Here is a 21,347-nt window from a genome sequence, read left to right as displayed (position 1 = left end):
TTTTTATGGATTCAAAAACTTATGAAAAACTACAGGCACTACGTAGATATAAAGAGCCAATTCAAGCGGTATTGAGAACGGTTAAAAGACACGATAAAGACGATCCAGATACTGAATATGCTGAGTTTGCCCTTGAAAACGGTAAGATTATAGGTGTTTGTAAAAAAGAGAACTTCTCTGATTACTCTTTTAGAAGTATTACACAATTCACAGGTAATATTTTTAATGTAGTAATTACTCAAATGTCTGATGAACTAGATGTAAATAAAGTTCAGGTTTCAGTAAAAGAAGCAAGCAGAAGATCTGCGGATGCTTTAATGCGTGAGTTAATAGAATTGGAGCAAGATCAAAGACTGCAAGAGCCAACCTACGAAGCAGAGATAACTGGATACAACATGAATGCTCAGGTTCCTACTATATTTTTACGCATTAATGGTGCGGAATGCTTCATGAAATTACATGAACTAAACTATGGAAGAGTTTATAAAAATGCTGTGGATCGCTATGCGCCTATTGGTGAACGCATCCCAGTTAAGGTTCTACAATTTAGTCCGGAGCAACGACTAATTCATGTTTCTAGGAAAGCGGCAGTGGAAAATCCTTATCAGCTGTTATCTGAATTAGCTGAAGGGGACACAATTGTAGGGCGAGTTGTAAATGTTGATCCGCGTTTTGGAGTTTTTGTTGAATTGGACCAAGGCTGCACAATTAAAGGAATTGTCCCTAAAACAATCGAACAGCCAGTATTGGATGAAGTAGTAAGTATGAGAATTGTGAATGTGGATGTAGAAAAAGAGCGAGGGTCGGGGGTTATTTTTAAGTTTCCTTTTGGACGCAAAAAAGTTAACGACCCAACGGCGTTTTTATATAACTAATGAGTGCGCCGCAGGTTTCCGTACAAGAGAAAGGAAAGGCGGTTCAATATTGGCTTAATAGGGACCAATCTTTATCACTTTGGGATGACCCCTCTTTGCAGGGGGGACCAATTCTTCCAGATAAATTCAAACCACTCACAGATTTACGTAGTATTTATGACAGGATTAATTCAGGTTTTATAAATGAAAAAGATAATTTAATACTAAAGCTTATTTGGGATTCATTAGCGATTACTGAAGCACAAATCAAAAATTTTGTGGAATCTAAAATTAGTAGGTCACAGGTTTCAGAATCGTTGAAAAAACTGGTACTGTATGGGTTTGTTAGTCGATGGGAGATAAAATCGGGGTTATTTCCGGATCAGCCCAAAACCTCTGCTCCAATTACATTAAATACTGCTGGTCATTTGATGATGTGGGCTTATCATAACCGTAATACAAATTATTCTTTAAAGCCAGAACAGTGGTTAAAGCTTGGGGTGGCAGGTGTACAAAGATTTGTCACTATGAATCAGATAAAATATGAGTTTGCAGTAGGCCAACAATTATTAAAAAACTGGTGCTGGTATCCAAAGCTAAAAGGTACTGGTAATGGACATAATCCAATTGCTGTTGGAGAAATTCAAACTCCAATTGGAAATCAAAACTTCATATTTGAAAGGGTACAACAAGGTCAGCGATATGCACAACATTTAAAATCGCGATTGAAAATTTGGGAAGATCAAATTCAAAATGGACCAAATAATGTATTGAATTTCGAAAACACAAAGAGTTTACCAGGAATTTTTATATTATCTATATCTAATCTTGCTTTAGCAGAACATGTTAGAAAGGAGCTAATGTTAGACTTACAAAAGATTCCTATAATGCTTTTAATAGATGAATGTATTCACAGTGAGGGATTCGCAAAATCTTTTTATATCTCAACTCAAAACGGAATTCAGCAAGCACCATTACCATTTTTGAGATAACAAGAGCTGCTTCAGGTAAATATGCTGAAGCGGTTCTTTGTTGTTTTAACGATGAATCGATATTCACAACTCAATTTTTGTTTGCAATATATCTAATTTCATTTTTTATAGACTTCAATTAGAGTTGTTTTAATGAAAAAACAATGTGTTGAATAGATAATTAAATAAGGCTTTTCTATTCCTTTCTAGAATGAACAGTAATGTATAATCAAATGTCCCTAAATGTAACAAGGGGGCAGTAAAATTTGGTTTATATTCATTTTTTTAGCTATTTTAGTAGCTAGTTATGTTGTGGCCCAATATTTTATTATGGATGGATTTCAAACAGGACTTGTCAAAATGAAGCTTATGTTTGTATCTAAATTAATTGTTTTTTGGTATATAATGTTATTTATACATATTACAACTAGTATAGTAGCATTAGTAATCGGTCCGTTTACATTATCCACAAAATTTAGAGGAAAGAATATTAACCGTCATCGAATAGTTGGGAGAATCTATATGGTTGATATATTATTAGGCGGCATTTCAGGACTGTACTTATCCTTTTACGCTATGGGGGATTGGTAGCAAAGCTTGGTCTCGGTTTGTTATCCGTATTTTGGCTAACATCAGCATATCAAGCATTAAATAGAGTTAAGAATAGGAAAATTCAAGACCATCGAAATTGGGTGATTAGAAATTATTCTTTAACCTTTGCGGCAGTTACATTAAGAATTTGGCTACCTTTGTTTGTATTGTTATTTGGATTACAGCAGTTTGAAGTTAGTTATACTGTTATTGCTTGGTTAGTATGGGTACCAAATTTAATTATTGCAGAATTATTTATAAGACAAAGACTTAATAAAGGAAAATACCTGGTAAATGAGGATGTACATTTATGATGCAAATCTGATTTAATGTTAAGGATTGAAATCCTCAGCAATTCAATGTTTTTTGTAATTTTTCCCGCCGAGATTATGGAGTAACCTACCTTGGCGCTAGCGAGAAAATAATTGAACGAATGAAGTACGTTATTCAAAAGATTACTTTACCTTTTAATATTTTTACAGTATTCAACCAGACCAGAGAACGTTTCTTATGTAAGGAAGGGATATGAGGGGTTATATGAAAAGAATGAAAAATGTATGGTTATTAGTGTTATGTTTCTTATGTTTGAGTGGGTGCAATTATGAAAATGAAGATCAGGTGAAAAAATATATAAAAGAAAAACATGGTTTCGATGTTGTTGTAACAGATTGGGGCGGGATACATGAAGGAAATATGGGACATACGTACCATACTGTTCAGGCAAAGGATAATAAAAATATTCAATTTCGAGTAGAGGTAAATGGTATCTTCTATTCCACAATACAAGGTGATGAATACGAATATGGGAAAAACACATACGAGGAATATAAGAAATTCAAACCCATTCTTGAAGAAATGAAAAAGTTAGGTTACGAGGAATCTGAAAATAAAAATGTTCTTCAATATATAGTAGATTATAACAATGCAGCAGAAAAACCAACAGATGAGTTGTTATTAACCTTAAAAATGAGTAAGGAAATCGATTATAGTCAATTTGAAACTATAGAATTAGATCGTTTACATGCATTATTCCAACTCATTCAAAAGAGTAATAGAAAGATAACAGAACTTGAAATTGAGGATCATAATGATAAATCGATTGGTCTTCCTTTCGAAGATGTGCAAAAGGGTATAACGAAAGAAGAACTTCTACTAACAATGAAAGACACAGTAAGCGGTTATTGGACATATTTAATTGAAACACAAACAAAAGTCGTTGAAAGATTAAAAGAAATTCAAAATGACCGCTTTGTAATTAAAGATATTACTTGTGCACATCCGAAGGAAGGGAAATGCCCAAAATATGAAGCTACGATAGTTTTTAATGACAGTTCTATGGAGTATAAAAATGATCCCGATGTAATGGAGGATTTGACAAAGGTGGTCACGATTCTTAAAGAAGAACTACATAACGAGAAATTTGATATATTTGTATCCAACAAAGATAGAACAAGCTATTCACTCTGGCTAACGTCAGAGAAAATTCAAAACAGTAGTAACATTTATGAACTTATAAAATAATTGTATATCAAAAATAATATGTAATAGGTTCTATTGATAACTTTGTTTTTTCGACGCAAAGTGTATGAATGGTTTTGCTGCTTTTTACAGAAAATGAAAGTTTGTATTGGTTTTTCAATAACTAACATAACCATCTAACTCTTAAACGATAGATGGTTATGTTAGTTCTAAATGCTATATTTTTAAATGAAAGTCGTATAATTTTAAAAAGTATAAAGTTATGAATTAAGTTGTATCAGTATGAAATATCTCTTTAGAATGAATCAACCAAAAGTTTATATTTTCTAGGAACATGAACAGAAAATGAACAAATTTTTTTATGAAAACTGTTCATGCAATCCTAATGAAAGAGTTGATTCTAATCAATCTTTTTTTTAAAATCGATTCTTTTTTGTGAGTCATAGAATCTAATTTGGTAAGAGATTTTTGATTAAACTTTATTTTAAAGCAACGTTTAAAAGGAGTAAAAAATGAATACAATTAATAAAATCTTAAGTGATTTTGCAGATATAAATACAGATGAATACGTGAGGAATTATTATGAGCTTAGTATTATGTCAGAAAATAAAGAGGACAATATTTTTGTACTTGCCAAAAAGGCGACATATGCTACTAGTAATGACACATTAGAACTCATCCGCTTGAAAGAATGGAAAAAAGAATTCCTAATTTGCCAATATTCCAATGGAGAGTCTTCTTGGTTTGGGAAAATACCGTGCGGATATGATTTACATGGATTGACTCCGAAGGAATTTATAATAGAGCAGTTATTAAATGTATTCAAACAAGAACCAGATGAGGTTTATTGGATTAAATTAGATCCAGGAGGTTATTATGCATGCTGTTATGAAGAATATTTGTTTAAGACAAACACAGGAATTTATTTTTTTAGTATGCAAGTACACGATTAAATAATCAGGATTTGAAATGTAGTTTTATTAATAAAAAAGATTGATAACTTAATAATAAAGAAGAAGTCTCCATGTCCAAGGAATAAGAATTAAATGAAGAATACAGATAGTCCAGGTGAATTTTGTATTCTTCTTAACTCCTATTATCTTTTTGAAAATAAAGTTAAAAAACCAAGCACCTAAAATTGTAACAGATAACTCAAAAATCGTAATTATCCATTCTAGTATAGTATGTTCTACATCAGGAGAAGCACCAGCCATACTAAGAATAACTATAACTGGAAATGAGGGTATATAAACAAGTAAATAAGAAAAAAAGTAAAAAATATATTTTATCAATGTTTTTCCTTCCATAAGATCCACTCCTAATATAGAACTAATAGTTAAAGGCGAATTATCAAACTTAGTCAAAAGTTACACATGTTATATTTTAAGTATATAAAGTTAGTGCTTTTATACATAATTGGAGGTCCCTAAATAATGTTATTTTAGAGGTCTTCAGTGGTGAAATATCATATAATATCAAGAAGTGATAAGGAACTATAGCAAACAAATAGTCTGCATATATCAATCTAATTATAGTAAAAAAGGAAAATTATTAGAATCTTGACTTTTTTCTACATGCATATCAGAAGGAAATGAGGAATTATAGCTTAATCCTTTAAAATATATCCATATTATAAAGAAAAATAGAACTTGAATACAAACAGGAGTCTGAATATTCTGTTTAAAATAAATTGAATATGGTGATGATAATTTATATAATGTATGTAAGACTTTCTTTTTTCTTTTTTTAATCCATAAATACTACAACCCTTTCGGGGAAATGACTTTGTAAAGCAGCCTTGCTTACAAAAATTCATATACCCGAAAGGGTTTTTTGTGTTTAAAAACAATTAGGCTTATGCCGTTTATATAGATATTTCTATAAGGAAAGGATGAAGGGTGTTGTATATATTTGAAAAGGAATTTTATTATGCAGTTACTCTAAAGGGGTTGTAACACTTCCACTAACTTATTAAACAAATTTCATACTAAGTAGTAGGAGTAAAAATAATGTATGTTACTACTAAAACGAATGAACTAAATGGATTTGAGCGAATAGCTAAGATTTTAGAGGAAGTTGAGAGATCTGGTACTCATCAGCAGATGATAGAAGTTCTAGTAGAAGGTAAAACATATCAATCTGCCTTTTGCTTTGCACATGTTGTTGCGGATATAGGACAGTGTGTTTCCTTACTACTTTGCACAATAATTGGGGGCATTGAGCGTACAGTTCAAAGTATAAAAGATGCGATTGATAATGGGATTTTCAATTTGAAGTTTGGTACTGAAGAAAAAACCTCAATAAGTTATTTAAATATTTCTAGGTGTTAAAGTTCAATTTCAATGAATATGAAATGAATTATTGTATTAGTGAAATGGTAAAAGAGTAGAAAATCTTGTTTCCGAAGGTGGATTATGGAAGCGTGTTAGAAGAGGGTAATAGTTTAACTGACTACATGCTTAAATATGCAGAAATTATAGTAGAGAAGGTTTTACATGAGGTGAAACCATCCTATAACCCTCTAATAGATTTGCCTTTAGAGCATTTTCTTTCATAAAGGGAGGAAATTATAATGATAGGTGAAACTTTTAAAAATTTATTATTAAATCTGGCTGGTTTAATAGTGGGGTTAAGTGCTATATATTTAATAATTAAATATAGCTTCAAATTAACAGTAGAAAAAGCTATACCTAATTTAATAGCCTATGCTAGCTTATATTTACCAGGAGTTATAACATTTAGCTTAGTTGGGTATTTTTCAAGCTCATGGATTTTTGGAATTGCAATGGGTGTTATAGTTGAGGCAATTCGTTTCTATGGATTAGGAAGAATACTAAATAAAATATCCTCTTCATTAAGAGCGATGAAAGTGAAAATTGCTATAGCAAAAGCAAATAAAATTGCAAATACTAAAAATAAACCTTTCGAGGTAATTGAAGTTGCTCAATTTAGCCTTGAAAAAGAGAGCATAGTACAAGAGCAACCAGCAGTAATTGAATTGAAAAAAGAACAGAGGGAGATTATAAAAACAGAAGGATCAGAAATAATTGACGATGCAGATGATGTAGAAGATTTAGATGAAATGGAAGGCTTAGAGCGTGTAGCGGTACTAGAGCACATAGAAATGGTCGCAGAAGCTAAAGAAGAAATATTAGTGGAAAATGATACTACAGTTAAACGTGAACGTAAGCAGGCAGAAAGTACACCTGATACACAGGAAATATATGAACAATTACAACTTGTTTTAGTTGGTGGGGATTTATAAAAAAATAATCAAGAAATTAGTTTGGATTAATATAAGAGCTATCATCATGTTTAATGATGATAGCTCTTTGTATTTAGAATTAAAAAGCCCGCTTTAAGATGAACTAGCTACTATCTTACTCTGTTTTAATAATGGCAAAATAAATATCATTGTACACTTGATGTACGCGAATAATAAACCTGTTAAAAAGTAATAACGTCATTTCAAAAAACTTTAGAAACGCATGGTAATAATTGGTGTAATCATTCTTTATCCTGTATGATAAAAATGGGAATATTCAATGTTTTAATAGACAATAATTGGCTTAATAGAAGTAGAAAAAATTATTAATAGGAACGAAAAGGATGACCAAAATGGGAATAAAAAGGAACCTATAGAATTTGCAATTTATATTTAATATATGAATTGTTTAACAGGAAAGGAGGTAGTGAAAAGCATTGAAAAAAAACAGTTGTAGTAAAGGGAATTACTGTTTTATATGGTTATAGATATGTATCACTACGTTGAAAATATTTTAACTTTTAAACAAAATAAACAACAAGGGGTAGATAAAATGGGGAAATATGTGAAAGACCAAAAGGTAGTTGCCTATACACTATTAGGATTAGAACCTTGTACAGTTGTAAGAGTTGGTTGGATTTTTATTACGGTAAGAGAAGAAGAAACGGGTCATCTATATTCTGTTAGAAAAAGTAAAATGACACCTATAGAGGAAGAGGAACACTATCTTGTAGAAGAAAGTATTGATGATGAAGGGTTATTCGGTATAGGTAGATTGTTTGCTAAAATAGAAGCAGAAGACATGGAAGTTGCAAAGAAATCATTTGAAGAGAATGAAGACTTCCCTAAATACGAAGATTTCCATAAACCATCAGAAGGGAAACTGTATGGTGGAGAGTACTATACTACAATCAAAACAGGTAAAGAGTTACTAGAACAATACTTTAATCGAGAAGAGCTAGAACGTAATGGTACTAATTAAATTAGATGTGTAAACGGTTAAAGGTCAAATTTTATTTATGTTAGGTATATAGACTAAGAAAATTTATATTCGTTTTTTGGGAGGACAAAATAATGGATTTGGTAAACAAATTTTTAAACGGTTTGAAAGAAGCCTTATCAACAGATGATCTCGAAGCACTAAATAAAGCATACGGTGCTACAAAAGGGGATATTGATATATTAAGAACGAAATATCCAAATTGTCCACAATCGTTAATCACTTTACTTGAAAATATCGATGGTACATATTGGCGGAAATATGGAGAAAACGAAGTCACGGTATGTATTTTAGGTTCAGATGTTGAAGGGTATCCATATTATTTGCTTTCTACACAGGAAATGATCGAAAGTTCAAAAGAAGGAGAAGACGTCTCCTATCTTTTAGAATACCAAGATGACGAGGATGCTGTTGACTCCAAGATAAATCCAGAAGGTCTTCTCCCTGGCACGTATATTCACTTTTCAGATTGTATGAACAACGGTGGAACATCAAAGCTGTATATTGATTTTAATCCTTCTGAAGAAGGGGTATGTGGTCAAATCATTCGTTTTTTACACGACCCCGATGAATATGAAGTGATTGCAAACAGCTTTGATGAGTATTTACAGAATCTTATTGATGGTAAATTTAATTTTCTAGACGGAGAAGAATCTCAATAATGTGTGAAGAATTTTACTCAAATATTGGAGGAGATTACGATGAATCAAGATCCAATTTTACCAAAAGTAATAAATGGGAAAATATGAGCCATGATTCTTCTTTCCGAACAGTATATGAAGCTCGAGAGAAATTACTTCTAGATGAACAAGCTAAGTTAGCGCATGCAGAACAAGAGGGCATGGAAAAAGGAATTGAGCAAGGTAATATGCTGATAATCCGAGGAATGCATGAAATTGGTGTACCACTTGAAACTATTGCAAAAGCAAGTAAGTTGAGTGTGGAGGAAATTGAACGTATCTTAAAGCTAAAATAAATATATATGAGTATACAAAGCCTATGTGTAGAAAAAATTAGTCGTTTATTATCATAGTAGGTTTAATGGGAAAGCATTGTTGAAGATTTTGGCAGTGCTTTTTCTTAATCAATTTTTGGATGTTTTTCATGCTGCTCACAATTATATAAAAAAGTCGAAAGAAGAACGTGAAATGTATTCACGATTAATAAATATGATGCAAATCTAATGTAATGTTGAGGACAGAATTCTTCAGTAATTCAATGTTTTTTTTATGATTCTTCCCGCTGAGAGTTTGTAGGAAGAAAATACTAAAATGTTTACTATAAAGCCTCAATATATGAGATTTTTTCTATGTGTAAAGTTACTTTTCAAAAAGAATAGCTAACTTAAGGAGCCTTTCTCATACTTGAACCGTCTTAATTTTAATAATATGTATTGGACTCTCATCCACATCTTATTTTCCCGTGTTATGTAATGTCGGTCAGTGAGAAAAAAAAGGTACTCTTTCGAGTACCTTTTTACTATTCTACTTTTAACTTAATTTCTTTACCCGTCATACCACCACTAGCTTTTAAGAAAATTCCTTCAGCATCTTTTGGTATATCAAATACAATTTTACCTGTTTGTGTTAGACCAGGATTCAATTGTTTTAAGAAGAAGTCAGTTTTTCCACCGTTAGCTAAGTCAAAAGATGTTTGACCTTGTGTTGAATATGTGAATTCGCGACCTTTACTATCTACTAATTTAAAGCTGTTAGCATCAACAGTGATAGCGTCTTTTTGATTATTAGTAAGTGTAACTTCTAAAATTTTAAATACACCTTGTGCTTGTTCTTTTGTATATTCATTGCCTACAGAATCTACTGTTTCCATAGATCCTACAGCGATTTTCACATCAGAAGATACCCCTTCTTTTGATACTGCTTTAGTGTCTGTTGAAGTTGTTTCTGTTGAATCACCGCCACCAGCAACCATAGCAATTATTCCGATTACAAATAAAACTATAATGCCTAGGCATCCAAACTTAAATATTTTTCCCACGTTTGTTCCTCCAATTATGTAAAATTTAAGATTGCAACAGTAATAATAACACATTATATATCTTTATATTGTCATATTATGTCGAAAGGAAATAAAAAGATAGTTTGGAAGTTTCAGATATCATTTCTGTCCTATGACCTATTTTTCCAAGTATTTCGTCTGTATCTCATATTCATAAAGGTAAATGCGCTATAGCCAAAAATTTTCATCTATTTTTGGTAATTGATTCATGTAAAATTTGTTTGTTGGTACATAACTTCATCTATTTTTTAAATATTGTATTATTAGGATGCCGAGGTGAAAATAATTATGTATATGGGTTTCGACAATCAGGAAGATTGACAAAGTATTGAGAATTACTGGACTGTCTGGCCAAATTTAAGAATTTAAACAAATGCATTATTAAAAAAGAACTCTTATGGAAAGATAAGAGTTCTTTAAAAAATGTTGTATTTGAAACCCGTGATGTTTCACAAAAATATTACGTATATGCAATATATAGAGTCAATGAAAATAATAAAGGTGCATATAATCTATATTTTAATTAGTTCAGCCCCTTGGAGGGCGCTCCAAGGGGCTAAGATTCGAGAATTTTTAAACTCTTGTTAATTTATATGAGAACTCCGTGAACTACTCGCCACTTAGCAAAGCTTGAAGGGGGAGCTTCTCAGTTCCACGACGAAAGTAACCTTTCGTCTCCCTGAGCGTTACTTCGGGGTGTTCCATCCCTAGATGTCCAACGCATGGATGCTCAGTTGGTACGGTTGATATTTTACGCAGGAACCGAATGGCTTGGTTTTCGCACTCTATTTTCTTCCTGCAACCTTCTATATCAAGTTATCAAAGAACTTCATATAGCAAGTTTATCAAAAGTTTTTGGCTATGCCAAACCGAAAGTCATCTCCCACCTATCGTAGGGCTACGCCCTTCACACGCTTGAGGAAGGAGAATTCTTTCGGGGAATACGTTAAAGAGTACCTATGCAATTTTAACACTCAACCATATATTTTTGAAACTATATATAGAGATTTATGTGTTAGTAGGTATCATGTTGCGTAACCATAATTGGTGAGCGAAGGTGAGGGGACAACAGAAGTACTGACTGGACCTACGGAGTATAAATGAGAAGATTCTTGGTTTTCTCCCAACCACCAAACATAAAGCGAATAGTTAAGAAAGATAGAAAGTTATATGATGCAGGTGCTTTTTTTAGTTATATAGAAATTATACATTAAACATACTTAAGGAGTCATTTAAGTATAAAGATAATTTATAATCATACAATGATATGGAAAGTCTTTTCGAACATGTTAGTTAATTCAAAGTATATGTATTATTTGGAACCTGTGCGAGGGTGCTTTTTTAATGCACATTATTATAAGGACAAGCATATTATGTAATAGGACGAGTTCTTCGTGTCCTATTCAATGCTCAGGAAAACCCCGATTCACATTGAGAGTACCGGTAGCGGGGGTGCTCTCTTTTTATTGAAAAATATATTTAAATGTATATAATATGATTATTCAATTTATTTTTCGATATAAGGGGTACAAATTCGATGCGACGTAAAGAGGATTTGTTAAAACAATGGAAGGTGGATCTGCAAGCTGTTCAAGAAGAAAAGAGAATGAAGAAGAAAGCTAAGAATAAAAAATATAGCATTCCTGGTAATACAGCGGGATTCATGAATGGAAAGAATACTTATCGTAAAGAGAATGGGGTATGGAAACAAAGAAGTAAATGAAGTGAAGGTAAATAAGTTTAGTTAAGTTTATAGCAAGTATTGTAGGCGCTTCCGTGATCTGGTTGGCGTCTTGTTTTTTGTTAAGGAAAAATAACAAAATCAAAGAATATAAGTACGGGATTAGAAGAAAAAATAATAGTCTTGTCGTTTACTATAACCCATTAGGAAAAAGCGAATAACAAGACAATAGACAAGTAGTGAGAGGGAATTCCCATTCTCGATTGAAATTACATCGCAAAATCCAAATGCCGTATAAGAAATATTAAACTTATAAATGAAAAAAGAAACATGCTAGTGTCCCAAAAATATAAGTTTTTAAGGCTCTACCAGGATATGAATTGCAGGTACATCCCCGTATCGGTATAACGAGGAACACAATGTTCTTGGAACGGTGGACAGTAGTTGCCATGGAGAAGTCGGAGTGTTGGTTGTTAACAATGAAGTTCCTAAAGAGGATAATTATGCAAGATCATGAAATTGAAAGAGGTACTCGTATTGCTAAAGGCGACATAGCTTCGGTGGAAAAAGCTCATTTATAGAAAAAAAGAATGAGGAAAGTGGATTGGATTATTAGCTAAATCCAACCATAATCATTTCTTCATTTTTTATTTCAATTATAAATTTATATTCTTTATCCAATAACCAGAAATAAAAACTGACTGCATCAATATCAACTAGTGATTGGAATACTTTATCAAGATTTGTGCTTATTACAGGGATTTCATTATTATCCCATAATATAAAAATCTGTTCATCAAAATCTGGTTTGTTTTCTTTAATAAGGGAAATTAGTTGCTCTTTATTTAAAGCTATTAATTGATTGTCTATCTGTTCCCAATCTATTCTTCCAGAGACAGTTATGGGAAATGAATTTATTAAAGTATTTACAATCTGTTGGCTTTTATTTTGAGAGAAAATGAGAGTTTCTGCTCCGAGGGATTCAATACATTCATTAAACAAAGGGTTTGTATCATTGTTATTTTTGGTTTTCAGTGCCCGTAATTTTTGTTGCATTTTCCATCGTCTTGAGGATCTATCACTCATTTTTATCATTCCTTCTACAATTAATTAGGAGTCAGTATAGCATATAGAAACAGTTCTTTGGGAAGAAACTATTAGGCAATTGAAATCAGCCTCTACTTTCACCATATTTAGTTTAAGAATTAGATTGTTCAATTCTTTTGAAACATAACTATAATAATTCAATTTCAATATTGTAAGCAACTCAGTTATTATATAGAAATACAAATTCAATGACTTGAATTCAATGTTTTGTTACGCTATAGATAGCTTGATTTGTTTTAACTTAAACATATTAAGAGTACTTAATAATTTTTAGGAGGCTTTTTTGAATGAAGTTATGTAAGGCGAAAACCTGGTTACCATTATTTGCTGCAATGATTACAGTAGTAACAAATCCAGTAGGGACTGCGGCTTCAACGGTTTATACGGTTCAAAAGAATGATACCCTAGAAGCAATAAGTAAACAATATGAGGTTTCTGTACAATCACTTAAACAAGAAAACAATAAAGCAAATGATCAAATTAATATTGGAGAACGTTTAACAATTCCGGTATCGTCAACTGCAAACAAATATGTTCAAAAAAATAATTCAACAGTTTCAACTAATACATATCAAGCAATTTACCAAGTGAAAAGCGGGGATACACTAAGTTCTATATCACAACAATATAAGGTTTCAATACAGTCAATAAAACAAAACAATAACGTAGATGAAAATCATATTTTTGTCGGGCAGCACTTAAAGATTGATACTGGTATTTCATTACAAGAAGTGGATTTAATGGCTCGATTAGTAAATGCAGAAGCAGGAGGAGAACCGCATGCAGGAAAGGTTGCAGTTGCAAAGGTAGTATTAAATCGTGCTAACGCAAATGGTTTTCCAAATACAATTACAGGTGTAATTTATGAACCCATTAAAAATGGTTATGCATTTACTCCTGTTACAGACGGTAGAATTAATCAGCCTGCTACACAGGAAGCAAGAATGGCAGTAGAAGAGGCTCTCACTTCAAAAGGAACAAATTCTGATTGGCTTTATTTCTACAATCCCAAAACCTCGACTGATAAATGGATTACAACACGTCAAACCGTTGCACAAATTGGAAACCATCTGTTTGCTAAATAAAATAATAGTACATTAATATGTTTCCAATGAGATAAGGAGAGGTTATTTTTGCGTGTAGTTCATTCACTATTAGCAATATTAGCAGTTATATTTTTAATTTGTGGTGTTATTATTCACGAGTATGTATTGGTGTTTTTGGTAGGGATTTGTTGCATGGTGATAGTAAGTTTTATAATTTCCAGTATACGTAATTGGAAAGAGAATAGAAAGCGTATTTCCATCTTGTATTTTACTTGTGTATTAATATTATTGCTATTAACAATATATCTTTTGTTTGTCACTTTTTATACACGTTCTTTTGAATTTTAGCACTTTTATATAATTTAACATGGCCCCAAAATCAAAAAGAATGATGAAATCCTTAAAAAATAATCAGCTCGATTTATCGAGCTGATTATTACATCCAGAAATCCTCAAAGTCTACGCGTCATTTTACTTTATGAAGATTATCCCATTATTGAACTACTCCCACTATTATCTCGTATAGACGAGGGAAATTAATAAGTAATGGGGCTTAATCGAATTCTAACTTATTAGTAGGGTATCGCCATAATTATTGTGGTTAGAAGCCCTATCCCTTCATTCTTCCAATTGATATTTACGGAAATATCCAGACTATGGTTTGTTTGCTATACCATTTCGCTATCAAGCTAACAAAGAGATTAAAAATATTAAAGAGGATTTTTCTAAAAATGAAAGCGCTTTACAATTAAGAGGAATATGCAATTATGCATATCCTTTTTTTATTATGTTTTTATATGCAAAATCTTTTACATATGCATTATCGATTATATTCAAAATGTCACAGGCCTTGGCATCTCTGTAAAAACGTATCAAAATTTTACTTTAAGACACACGGTATATAAATTTTTGATTGGGCAAATTCCTCTTGTTTAGGAAGAGTAAAAACATCTACTATAAAAATTTTCACAACAGAGCCAGATAACGTGATAAAGTATTTATTGCTGTGCATGTAAATAAAAAAAAGCCTTACAAAATGATGTTTGTAATGGTTTATTTAGCTTATATGATTTTAGGAAATTAATAGCATTTTATGCCGTTATTATTAACCTAGTTACCAAGAAATAGAGGTGAATATAGAATGACTAAACCTTTTAAAAAAAATAGTCGTTATATGGTTGGGTTGGACAGTCTAAGAGGGCTAGCTATACTAGGTGTTATTTTGTATCATATTAATTTTAATTGGTTACCTGGAGGGTTTTTAGGGGTTACAGTATTTTTTGTACTTTCAGGTTATTTAATTACAGATATTCTAGCCATGGAGTGGAAGAGAAATAAGAGAATTGATTTGAAAAAATTCTGGCTTAGTAGAGCAAGAAGATTGCTTCCAGGAATGATTGTTATGCTCGTTATAACATTGGCATGGATTACGATTTTTCATAGCTCTTTACTTGAAAAAATGCGCGGAGATTCATTAGCGGCATTATTTTATGTTAGTAACTGGTGGTATATTTATCATAAATTATCTTACTTTGATAATTTTAATCAGATTTCTCCATTAAATCATTTTTGGTCGTTAGCAGTCGAGGAACAATTCTATGTTGTCTGGCCGTTTATTATTAGTTTAGGACTTTACTACATAAAAAAACAATCCCGTATGATTTTATTGATTTGTCTAGGAGCGTTTGCTTCAGCTTTAGCAATGGCAAATTTATATGAACCTGGAGTTGATCCGAGTAGAATATATTATGGTACAGATACGAGGGCCTTTTCTTTACTTATCGGAGCGGTACTTGCCTTAGTTTGGCCAAGCAATAGGCTTGCTAATAAAATTATCCCGAAGGCGCGTTTCATTCTTGATGTAGTGGGGGGCATAGCTCTTATTATAATTTTGGTTATGTTTTGGAAGACCAATCAATATGATCCATTTCTATACAAGGGAGGAATGGTTCTCTTATCAATTGCAACAGCATTGTTAGTGGCAAATCTAGCTCATCCAGCTAGTCGCATTGCTCAATTTTTGCGATTTAGGCCTTTACGTTGGGTAGGGGTAAGATCGTATGGCATATACCTCTGGCATTATCCAATTCTTACATTAACGACTCCAAAAGTAAGTGTAGGGGATTTTTCAATAATAAGAGCAATCTTTCAATTTCTTTTAATCATATTGATTGCGCAAATTTCATGGAAGTTTATCGAAAAACCAATCCGACAAGGTGCGCTTCGGAACATTCAGTTTAAGAACTTAAGACTTCAAAATGTCACTTTAGGTGTTAAGTTAGCTTTAGTTTGTTCATTATTCTTTTCGTCAATAGCAGTTTTAGGGTTATCAAATGCTAGTAAGGCTAAGGAGAATTCTCAACAAGATAAGGTGGAAACAGTACAAACAAAACCGGCGCCACATCCAGTTGCTGTTTGGGAAAATGCAGATCAAGAAACTCCACTAAATCAAGGGGAATCAAAAGAAGTAAATCCTGCAAAACCTAAAAATCCACTCACAGTTACTGCGATAGGCGATTCCGTTATGATTGATATTACTCCATATTTAAAAAATACTTTTCCTGATATTAGGATTGATGCGCAAATTGGTCGTCAGCTGTCAAAAGCGATTCCGGTAGTTGAACAGTTAAAAAATGAAGGGAATTTAGGAAACTATGTCATTATCGGATTAGGTACAAATGGAGCCTTTACTACTGAGCAACTTGTTTCATTAATAAAATTAATTGGAAACGAACGTAAAATAATATTTATTAATACGAGAGTGCCACGTCCGTGGGAATCAATTGTGAACGAGAGACTGAAAGTAACAGTACCTAAATATCCTAATGTAACTCTAGTTGATTGGTATGCAGCAAGTGCTGGAAAGAAAGACTACTTTGCACCTGATGGTGTGCATTTAACCAATATAGGTGCAGAAGCATACGCAGTACTTGTAGCTAAAGCGGTTAATCAATAATTAATTATATTTGATCAAATTCTTTTGCAAAGTTAGCTGAAATAAAAAAGATTTATATTTGGAGAAATACACTTTTGGCATTTAGCAATAATTCCTGTAATTCATAATACATTGAAAAGCGAAGTTTAGTTAAAGACTTCGCTTTTTTGTACGGGACATGAATGGTGTCGATGCCTTTTACTATACATACGGTATAACGAAAATGTTGAATTTCTGTAGTTTTGAAAAATAGGTTGTCACTTTACATGTTAATAAACCTGTTCTGCAGGGTTCTTTAACGGGCTACCTATATTTTTTCTTGAAATATAAGGATACCGTCAGTTATTAACAATAATAGCTAAAAAACCATTTTCTTTCTTAATCCACATAATTTTCAAAAATAAATCCCGTGGATGTTAATATTTGTTATATAATATATTTGTCAAAGCATTACCCCTAAAGTTTCTACAGTCAATCTGTAAGATAGTTTGTTTGGCCCGTATATTCACCTTAAACTAAAAAGAACTTGTAGAGAGTCCTACAAGTTCTTTTTGTTTTAAGGGTTAAATGTGGATTTAAAATATAGTTGCAATTCTTTGAGGGGGAAAAGTAATGTTTATAGAAACAGAAAGGTTATTAATACGAAGATTTGAGTTCAAAGATTGGCAAGCTGTTCATGAGTATACATCAGATATTAATGTTATGAAATACATACCTGAAGGGGTTTTTACTGAAGAAGGTGCAAGAAACTTTGTGAATGAAAACATTGGTGAAAACGCTAAGAACTTTCCTGTAGTATTAATTGATAAAGGTATTCTGATTGGTCATATAGTTTTTCATAAATATTTTGGTGAGCATACATATGAGATTGGTTGGGTGTTCAATCCTAAATATTTCAATAAAGGATATGCTTCTGAAGCAGCACAAGCTACAGTAAAATATGGCTTTAAGGAAATGAATTTACATAGGATAATAGCTACATGTCAGCCACAAAATATTCCATCATATCGGGTGATGGAGAAGATTGGAATGAGAAGAGAAGGCTATTTCAGGAAGTGTATACCACATGGGAATGAATGGTGGGATAAATATTATTATGCTATTTTAGAAGAAGAGTTGTGTCTCAGAACGCATTATTTAAATTGAAGCTCCTATCTCTAAAGAGGCAAGTTGACTAACGTTAGTAGGATTCTTGTTACCAAAGGCAAAGTCCATTTCTGCTATGGCTGACGTGCAAGACCATGGTGTCCCATTGCCACTCTCGTGATTGCCCTATGCATTCTCAAAATAAAGAATATTAGAAATATATTATGGTAAAATGTGTATAACTATAAATTATTAAATAGATTGGAGAATACTAGAATGAAAGTACAATTACTAAGAATAGGGATATTGGCTTGCTTCATGATATTCTGTTGGTCCTATGAAGATGTCTCTGCTGCATCTACATGTGAGCCATATGGTGAAATTAAGCCGAACCAAAATCCCTCTCGTCAGCACATAAATTGCCTACTAACGAACGCAGCATTAAAAGAAAATGTTCCTCCTGAAGTTGTAAAAGCTGTAGCTACACAAGAAAGTGGATGGAAACAATTTGATGGAAACGGCCAGCCAATCATAGCACAAGATGGTGGAATTGGGATTATGCAAATTACCAATCAACCTCAGTTCAATCAACAAAAGTTAAAATATGATATTAATTATAATATTGAAGCAGGTGTTAAAGTTCTTCGTAGTATGTATCAGCGAACAGATCTACCTAAGGTAAAAGTTGCTGGACCAGAAATAATTGAAAACTGGTACTTCTCTGTTATGGCTTATAATGGAACAAAACCTGTAAACAGTCCTTTGTATAAAGCTACCGGTCAAAAAAATTTAAATGCTTACCAGGAAAAAGTGTTTTCTATTCTAGAACAATACAGTTTTTTAAATGATACAAAATTGGGGCAGTTTCCTTTCAGTACAGCTGATTTCGAATATGATCCTAACACGAGCACAAACATTATATTTAAAAAGAAGGAGTACATACTAACTAATCTACATTCTTCTATCTATCACCTAAAAACAGGTGATCAAGTACTTGTAACAAGAGATGGAGTAAATTTAAGATCTAAACCTACTTCCGCTTCAAGTGGGAAACCATTAAGTAAAAATACGAACTTGATTATTCAAGGAAACGCAGCATATGATGAATCTGTAGATAGTAGCAATCAGTTTGTATGGTATCCAGTTAAAACTGCAGATCAAAAACTAGTAGGTTATATTTCTTCTACATATATTATGAAAAAATTATAATTTAAAATCAAACGGTGAAGATAATCACTGATAAAGATATGGTAGTGATAGGAACGGTTGAACCAAATATAGTTGTGGGTTCTGGTACAAAAAAATATTAAACTTGAACATACCGATACTGCTACTCTACAAAGGACTGTAACAGTTATGGAACAAAATGGTTGTTCAAGTGGAAGCATTTCGTTCCTAACTGTATTTTGTAAACAGTGAAATGATACAAGCGGTACAACTTGAATCTTCGTAAAGAAGCACCCCTGCGTGATATTACTTAGGAAAGTTTGGGAGGAAGTGAAGAGAGACGAGCTCCCAACGAAAGTAAAAGAAAGAATAGATATGAAATAATTAGTTACTTGTGATGGCGGATTCTCTTACATGGAGGAATCGCCGTTCTTTTTATTTACAATGAGAAACGCATGTTAGGGTGAATATTGAGGTTAATTGGAATGCCAGACTGATCGATACATTGAACGTATCAATTATTGATTTATATAAGTACCTATACATACCAGGTTAACGAAATTTTGTTCATTTGTTTTCATTAGAGGTGCATCTCGGGGAAAGAAGAAAGTGTGCAAAAGAAGTGCTAGAAAGCCGTAGCGTGTTTGACAGAATTAAACTCGTAAGATATCTCGTAATAGATAGCATAATAGAGAATTAAATCGTTGTATATTTTAATATATTGTTATAATATTACGAAAGGGAATAAGGTAATATAAGGTAAATACGCTAATGTTATTGTATAAATATAGCGCAAACAGGGAGAATGAACATGAAAAAGTATCTAGTAGCAGGATTATTGTTGTCAAGTTTATTAGTGGGGTGTGGTCAGGAGAACGCCTCTACCAAGAAAGAAACGCCTAAGAGTGAGCAGGAAGTGAAGAAGGACCCGCAAGCCAATAAGAAGGTAGACGAAACAAAGCGTGATGAATTAAAGGACACGGAAAAGTTGGATGATAATGTGCCAAAGGATAATGAAAACAAAGCGCTTGATACGAAAAATAGTGAAGATAAAGTTGATATTGTGCAGTATCAGCTTCCATCAGATGAAAGTAGTTCTACGATGCCTGTGGATTACTTTGAAGCACTTGAACATGGTATGCCATATGAAGAAGTAGCTAAGGCGTTACACCGTAATGCGACAAGTGCAATTAAAACTAAGAAATTTGATACTGAATTAATTGAATATACTTATGAGGCGCCAGAAGCGGTGATACAAGTTCAATTTAAGGATGGTAATTTATTTGGTGCGGAATATGTTGGTCAAGATAAGGAAATGTATTCAGTTATTCCTGTTGGATGGGATGTAAAAAATAATCGTTGGGATGAAGAGAGAAACGTAGGCTTGCAATCTAGTGAGAGTAAGTCAAACAATCACAAGTCTCAAAGGAACGAAGGTAAGAATGTTGAAGCAAATGATAAGCCCGCATCTAGTACAGCAGGTGTAAAGGCAAATAAAAAGCCCGGAGAATTTACTACGAATCATAAACCTAATAATAACGAAGTTGAACAACATCATAATAAGGAACAGCAACGTGAGGAAATAGAAGAATTTAAGCCAAGTGATGCAGACATGGAACGCATTAAACGACAAGAAGACCGTTGGAATACGCCATCAGGTGGGTTTGGTGCTACATGGCAGCAAGAAATGGAAGAGATGAAAAAACAGAAATAAAATACTGTATATACCTATTATGCGGATTAAATGAATTTAAAGCGGGAATTTTATAGGATTTACTAACTCTTAATAAGAGTTAGTAAATCATAAGGTAAATTAATTATTGTTTTAAAATACTTTGGGATAATTTATAACAGAGTCTGATTCTTGATAGAAATACTTGTTGAACTACTCACCACTTAACGTCCTTACGGACTTTTTGAAGTGGGAGATTCCTGCGAACACCGGTGTATCCACCGGTTATCTTAGCGGGCTCTACCCGTAGTCCCTACGGTGAGAACATAAGTATCTTGTACGTTGATGCACCACACTCCCTACTTTAGCTTGGTTTTCGCAACTTCGGCAAGCATGGGGCGATAGAACATTGAAGATTTTACGGTTGCAACGTTTTTCTGCAACCAAGCTCATATCTTCAGTTTTCGAAGAGCA

18 protein-coding genes and 3 pseudogenes are annotated in these 21,347 nt (G+C 32.7%); 18 read left to right on the top strand and 3 right to left on the bottom strand.

Features of this window, described 5'->3' with window-relative positions; all coding sequences use genetic code 11:
* Positions 1-5 precede the first annotated feature (5 nt).
* The 5 genes and pseudogenes from ES895_RS23130 (at position 6) to ES895_RS23110 (ending at position 4,848) form a co-directional block, all read left to right on the top strand.
* Entirely contained in the window at positions 6-875 is an 870-nt protein-coding gene (locus ES895_RS23130; protein WP_097863206.1) for an RNA-binding protein, read from the top strand.
* Positions 875-1,846: a hypothetical protein gene (locus ES895_RS23125; RefSeq protein WP_097863207.1), complete on the top strand. Its 972-nt coding sequence runs from the start codon at positions 875-877 to the stop codon at positions 1,844-1,846. Before ES895_RS23130 ends, ES895_RS23125 begins: the two co-directional genes overlap by 1 nt.
* Before the next feature lie 309 nt (positions 1,847-2,155).
* Positions 2,156-2,730, top strand: a pseudogene (locus ES895_RS23120) (DUF2306 domain-containing protein).
* 223 nt (positions 2,731-2,953) lie between these two features.
* Positions 2,954-3,937: a hypothetical protein gene (locus tag ES895_RS23115; RefSeq protein ID WP_097863208.1), complete on the top strand. Its 984-nt coding sequence runs from the start codon at positions 2,954-2,956 to the stop codon at positions 3,935-3,937.
* Positions 3,938-4,407: 470 nt separating this feature from the next.
* Positions 4,408-4,848, top strand: coding sequence for a hypothetical protein (locus ES895_RS23110; protein ID WP_001092362.1), 441 nt, complete (start codon positions 4,408-4,410; stop codon positions 4,846-4,848).
* Positions 4,849-4,896: 48 nt separating this feature from the next.
* On the opposite strand, the gene ES895_RS23105 is transcribed toward ES895_RS23110, so the two are convergent.
* Positions 4,897-5,202, bottom strand: a complete 306-nt coding sequence (locus tag ES895_RS23105; RefSeq protein WP_135238679.1) for a hypothetical protein — start codon at positions 5,200-5,202, stop codon at positions 4,897-4,899.
* Positions 5,203-5,904: 702 nt separating this feature from the next.
* Here ES895_RS23105 and ES895_RS23100 point away from each other — a divergent pair.
* From ES895_RS23100 to ES895_RS23070, 6 genes and pseudogenes are all read left to right on the top strand, one after another.
* Positions 5,905-6,225: a hypothetical protein gene (locus ES895_RS23100; RefSeq protein ID WP_097863210.1), complete on the top strand. Its 321-nt coding sequence runs from the start codon at positions 5,905-5,907 to the stop codon at positions 6,223-6,225.
* A gap of 242 nt (positions 6,226-6,467) precedes the next feature.
* The gene (locus tag ES895_RS23090; RefSeq protein ID WP_000578902.1) at positions 6,468-7,160 is read left to right on the top strand and encodes a hypothetical protein; all 693 of its coding nucleotides are present in this window, start codon (positions 6,468-6,470) and stop codon (positions 7,158-7,160) included.
* 361 nt (positions 7,161-7,521) lie between these two features.
* Positions 7,522-7,667: pseudogene (locus tag ES895_RS29880) on the top strand (transposase); the annotation flags it as partial.
* A 46-nt stretch (positions 7,668-7,713) separates the two neighbouring features.
* Positions 7,714-8,142, top strand: a complete 429-nt coding sequence (locus ES895_RS23080) for a hypothetical protein (protein ID WP_003193323.1) — start codon at positions 7,714-7,716, stop codon at positions 8,140-8,142.
* Positions 8,143-8,234: 92 nt separating this feature from the next.
* Complete coding sequence (locus tag ES895_RS23075) at positions 8,235-8,822, top strand: SMI1/KNR4 family protein (RefSeq protein ID WP_135238678.1); 588 nt, start codon at positions 8,235-8,237, stop codon at positions 8,820-8,822.
* 6 nt (positions 8,823-8,828) lie between these two features.
* Positions 8,829-9,136: pseudogene (locus tag ES895_RS23070) on the top strand (Rpn family recombination-promoting nuclease/putative transposase); the annotation flags it as partial.
* Positions 9,137-9,639: 503 nt separating this feature from the next.
* On the opposite strand, the gene ES895_RS23065 reads toward ES895_RS23070, so the two are convergent.
* Entirely contained in the window at positions 9,640-10,158 is a 519-nt protein-coding gene (locus tag ES895_RS23065) for a DUF4352 domain-containing protein (RefSeq protein WP_000516011.1), read from the bottom strand.
* A gap of 1,558 nt (positions 10,159-11,716) precedes the next feature.
* Here ES895_RS23065 and ES895_RS23055 point away from each other — a divergent pair.
* Both ES895_RS23055 and ES895_RS29450 read left to right on the top strand, forming a co-directional pair.
* On the top strand, positions 11,717-11,902 hold the full coding sequence (locus tag ES895_RS23055; RefSeq protein WP_001253021.1) for a hypothetical protein: 186 nt from the start codon (positions 11,717-11,719) through the stop codon (positions 11,900-11,902).
* Positions 11,903-12,279: 377 nt separating this feature from the next.
* Positions 12,280-12,441, top strand: a complete 162-nt coding sequence (locus ES895_RS29450) for a hypothetical protein (RefSeq protein WP_017658151.1) — start codon at positions 12,280-12,282, stop codon at positions 12,439-12,441.
* Between the two features lie 31 nt (positions 12,442-12,472).
* Here the strand turns inward: ES895_RS29450 and ES895_RS23050 are convergent, their stop codons facing one another.
* Positions 12,473-12,946 (bottom strand): CDI toxin immunity protein, encoded by a 474-nt coding sequence (locus ES895_RS23050; RefSeq protein WP_001283878.1) that lies wholly within the window; start codon positions 12,944-12,946, stop codon positions 12,473-12,475.
* A gap of 308 nt (positions 12,947-13,254) precedes the next feature.
* Between ES895_RS23050 and ES895_RS23045 the strand changes: the two genes are divergently transcribed.
* From ES895_RS23045 to ES895_RS23020, 5 genes are all read left to right on the top strand, one after another.
* Positions 13,255-14,052 carry a LysM peptidoglycan-binding domain-containing protein gene (locus ES895_RS23045; RefSeq protein WP_135238677.1) on the top strand — a complete coding sequence of 266 codons (798 nt, stop codon included), beginning with the start codon at positions 13,255-13,257 and terminating at the stop codon, positions 14,050-14,052.
* Positions 14,053-15,154: 1,102 nt separating this feature from the next.
* Positions 15,155-16,969 carry an acyltransferase family protein gene (locus tag ES895_RS23035; protein WP_000165409.1) on the top strand — a complete coding sequence of 605 codons (1,815 nt, stop codon included), beginning with the start codon at positions 15,155-15,157 and terminating at the stop codon, positions 16,967-16,969.
* Between the two features lie 591 nt (positions 16,970-17,560).
* Positions 17,561-18,094, top strand: coding sequence for a GNAT family N-acetyltransferase (locus ES895_RS23030; protein ID WP_000469487.1), 534 nt, complete (start codon positions 17,561-17,563; stop codon positions 18,092-18,094).
* Between the two features lie 216 nt (positions 18,095-18,310).
* Positions 18,311-19,243, top strand: a complete 933-nt coding sequence (locus ES895_RS23025) for a transglycosylase SLT domain-containing protein (RefSeq protein WP_002196107.1) — start codon at positions 18,311-18,313, stop codon at positions 19,241-19,243.
* A 769-nt stretch (positions 19,244-20,012) separates the two neighbouring features.
* Complete coding sequence (locus ES895_RS23020) at positions 20,013-20,915, top strand: hypothetical protein (protein WP_000760445.1); 903 nt, start codon at positions 20,013-20,015, stop codon at positions 20,913-20,915.
* Positions 20,916-21,347 lie beyond the last annotated feature (432 nt).

Source organism: Bacillus sp. 007/AIA-02/001 (assembly GCF_004634455.1).
GTDB lineage: Bacteria > Bacillota > Bacilli > Bacillales > Bacillaceae_G > Bacillus_A > Bacillus_A cereus.
This window is presented reverse-complemented; position numbering and strand designations above follow the sequence as displayed.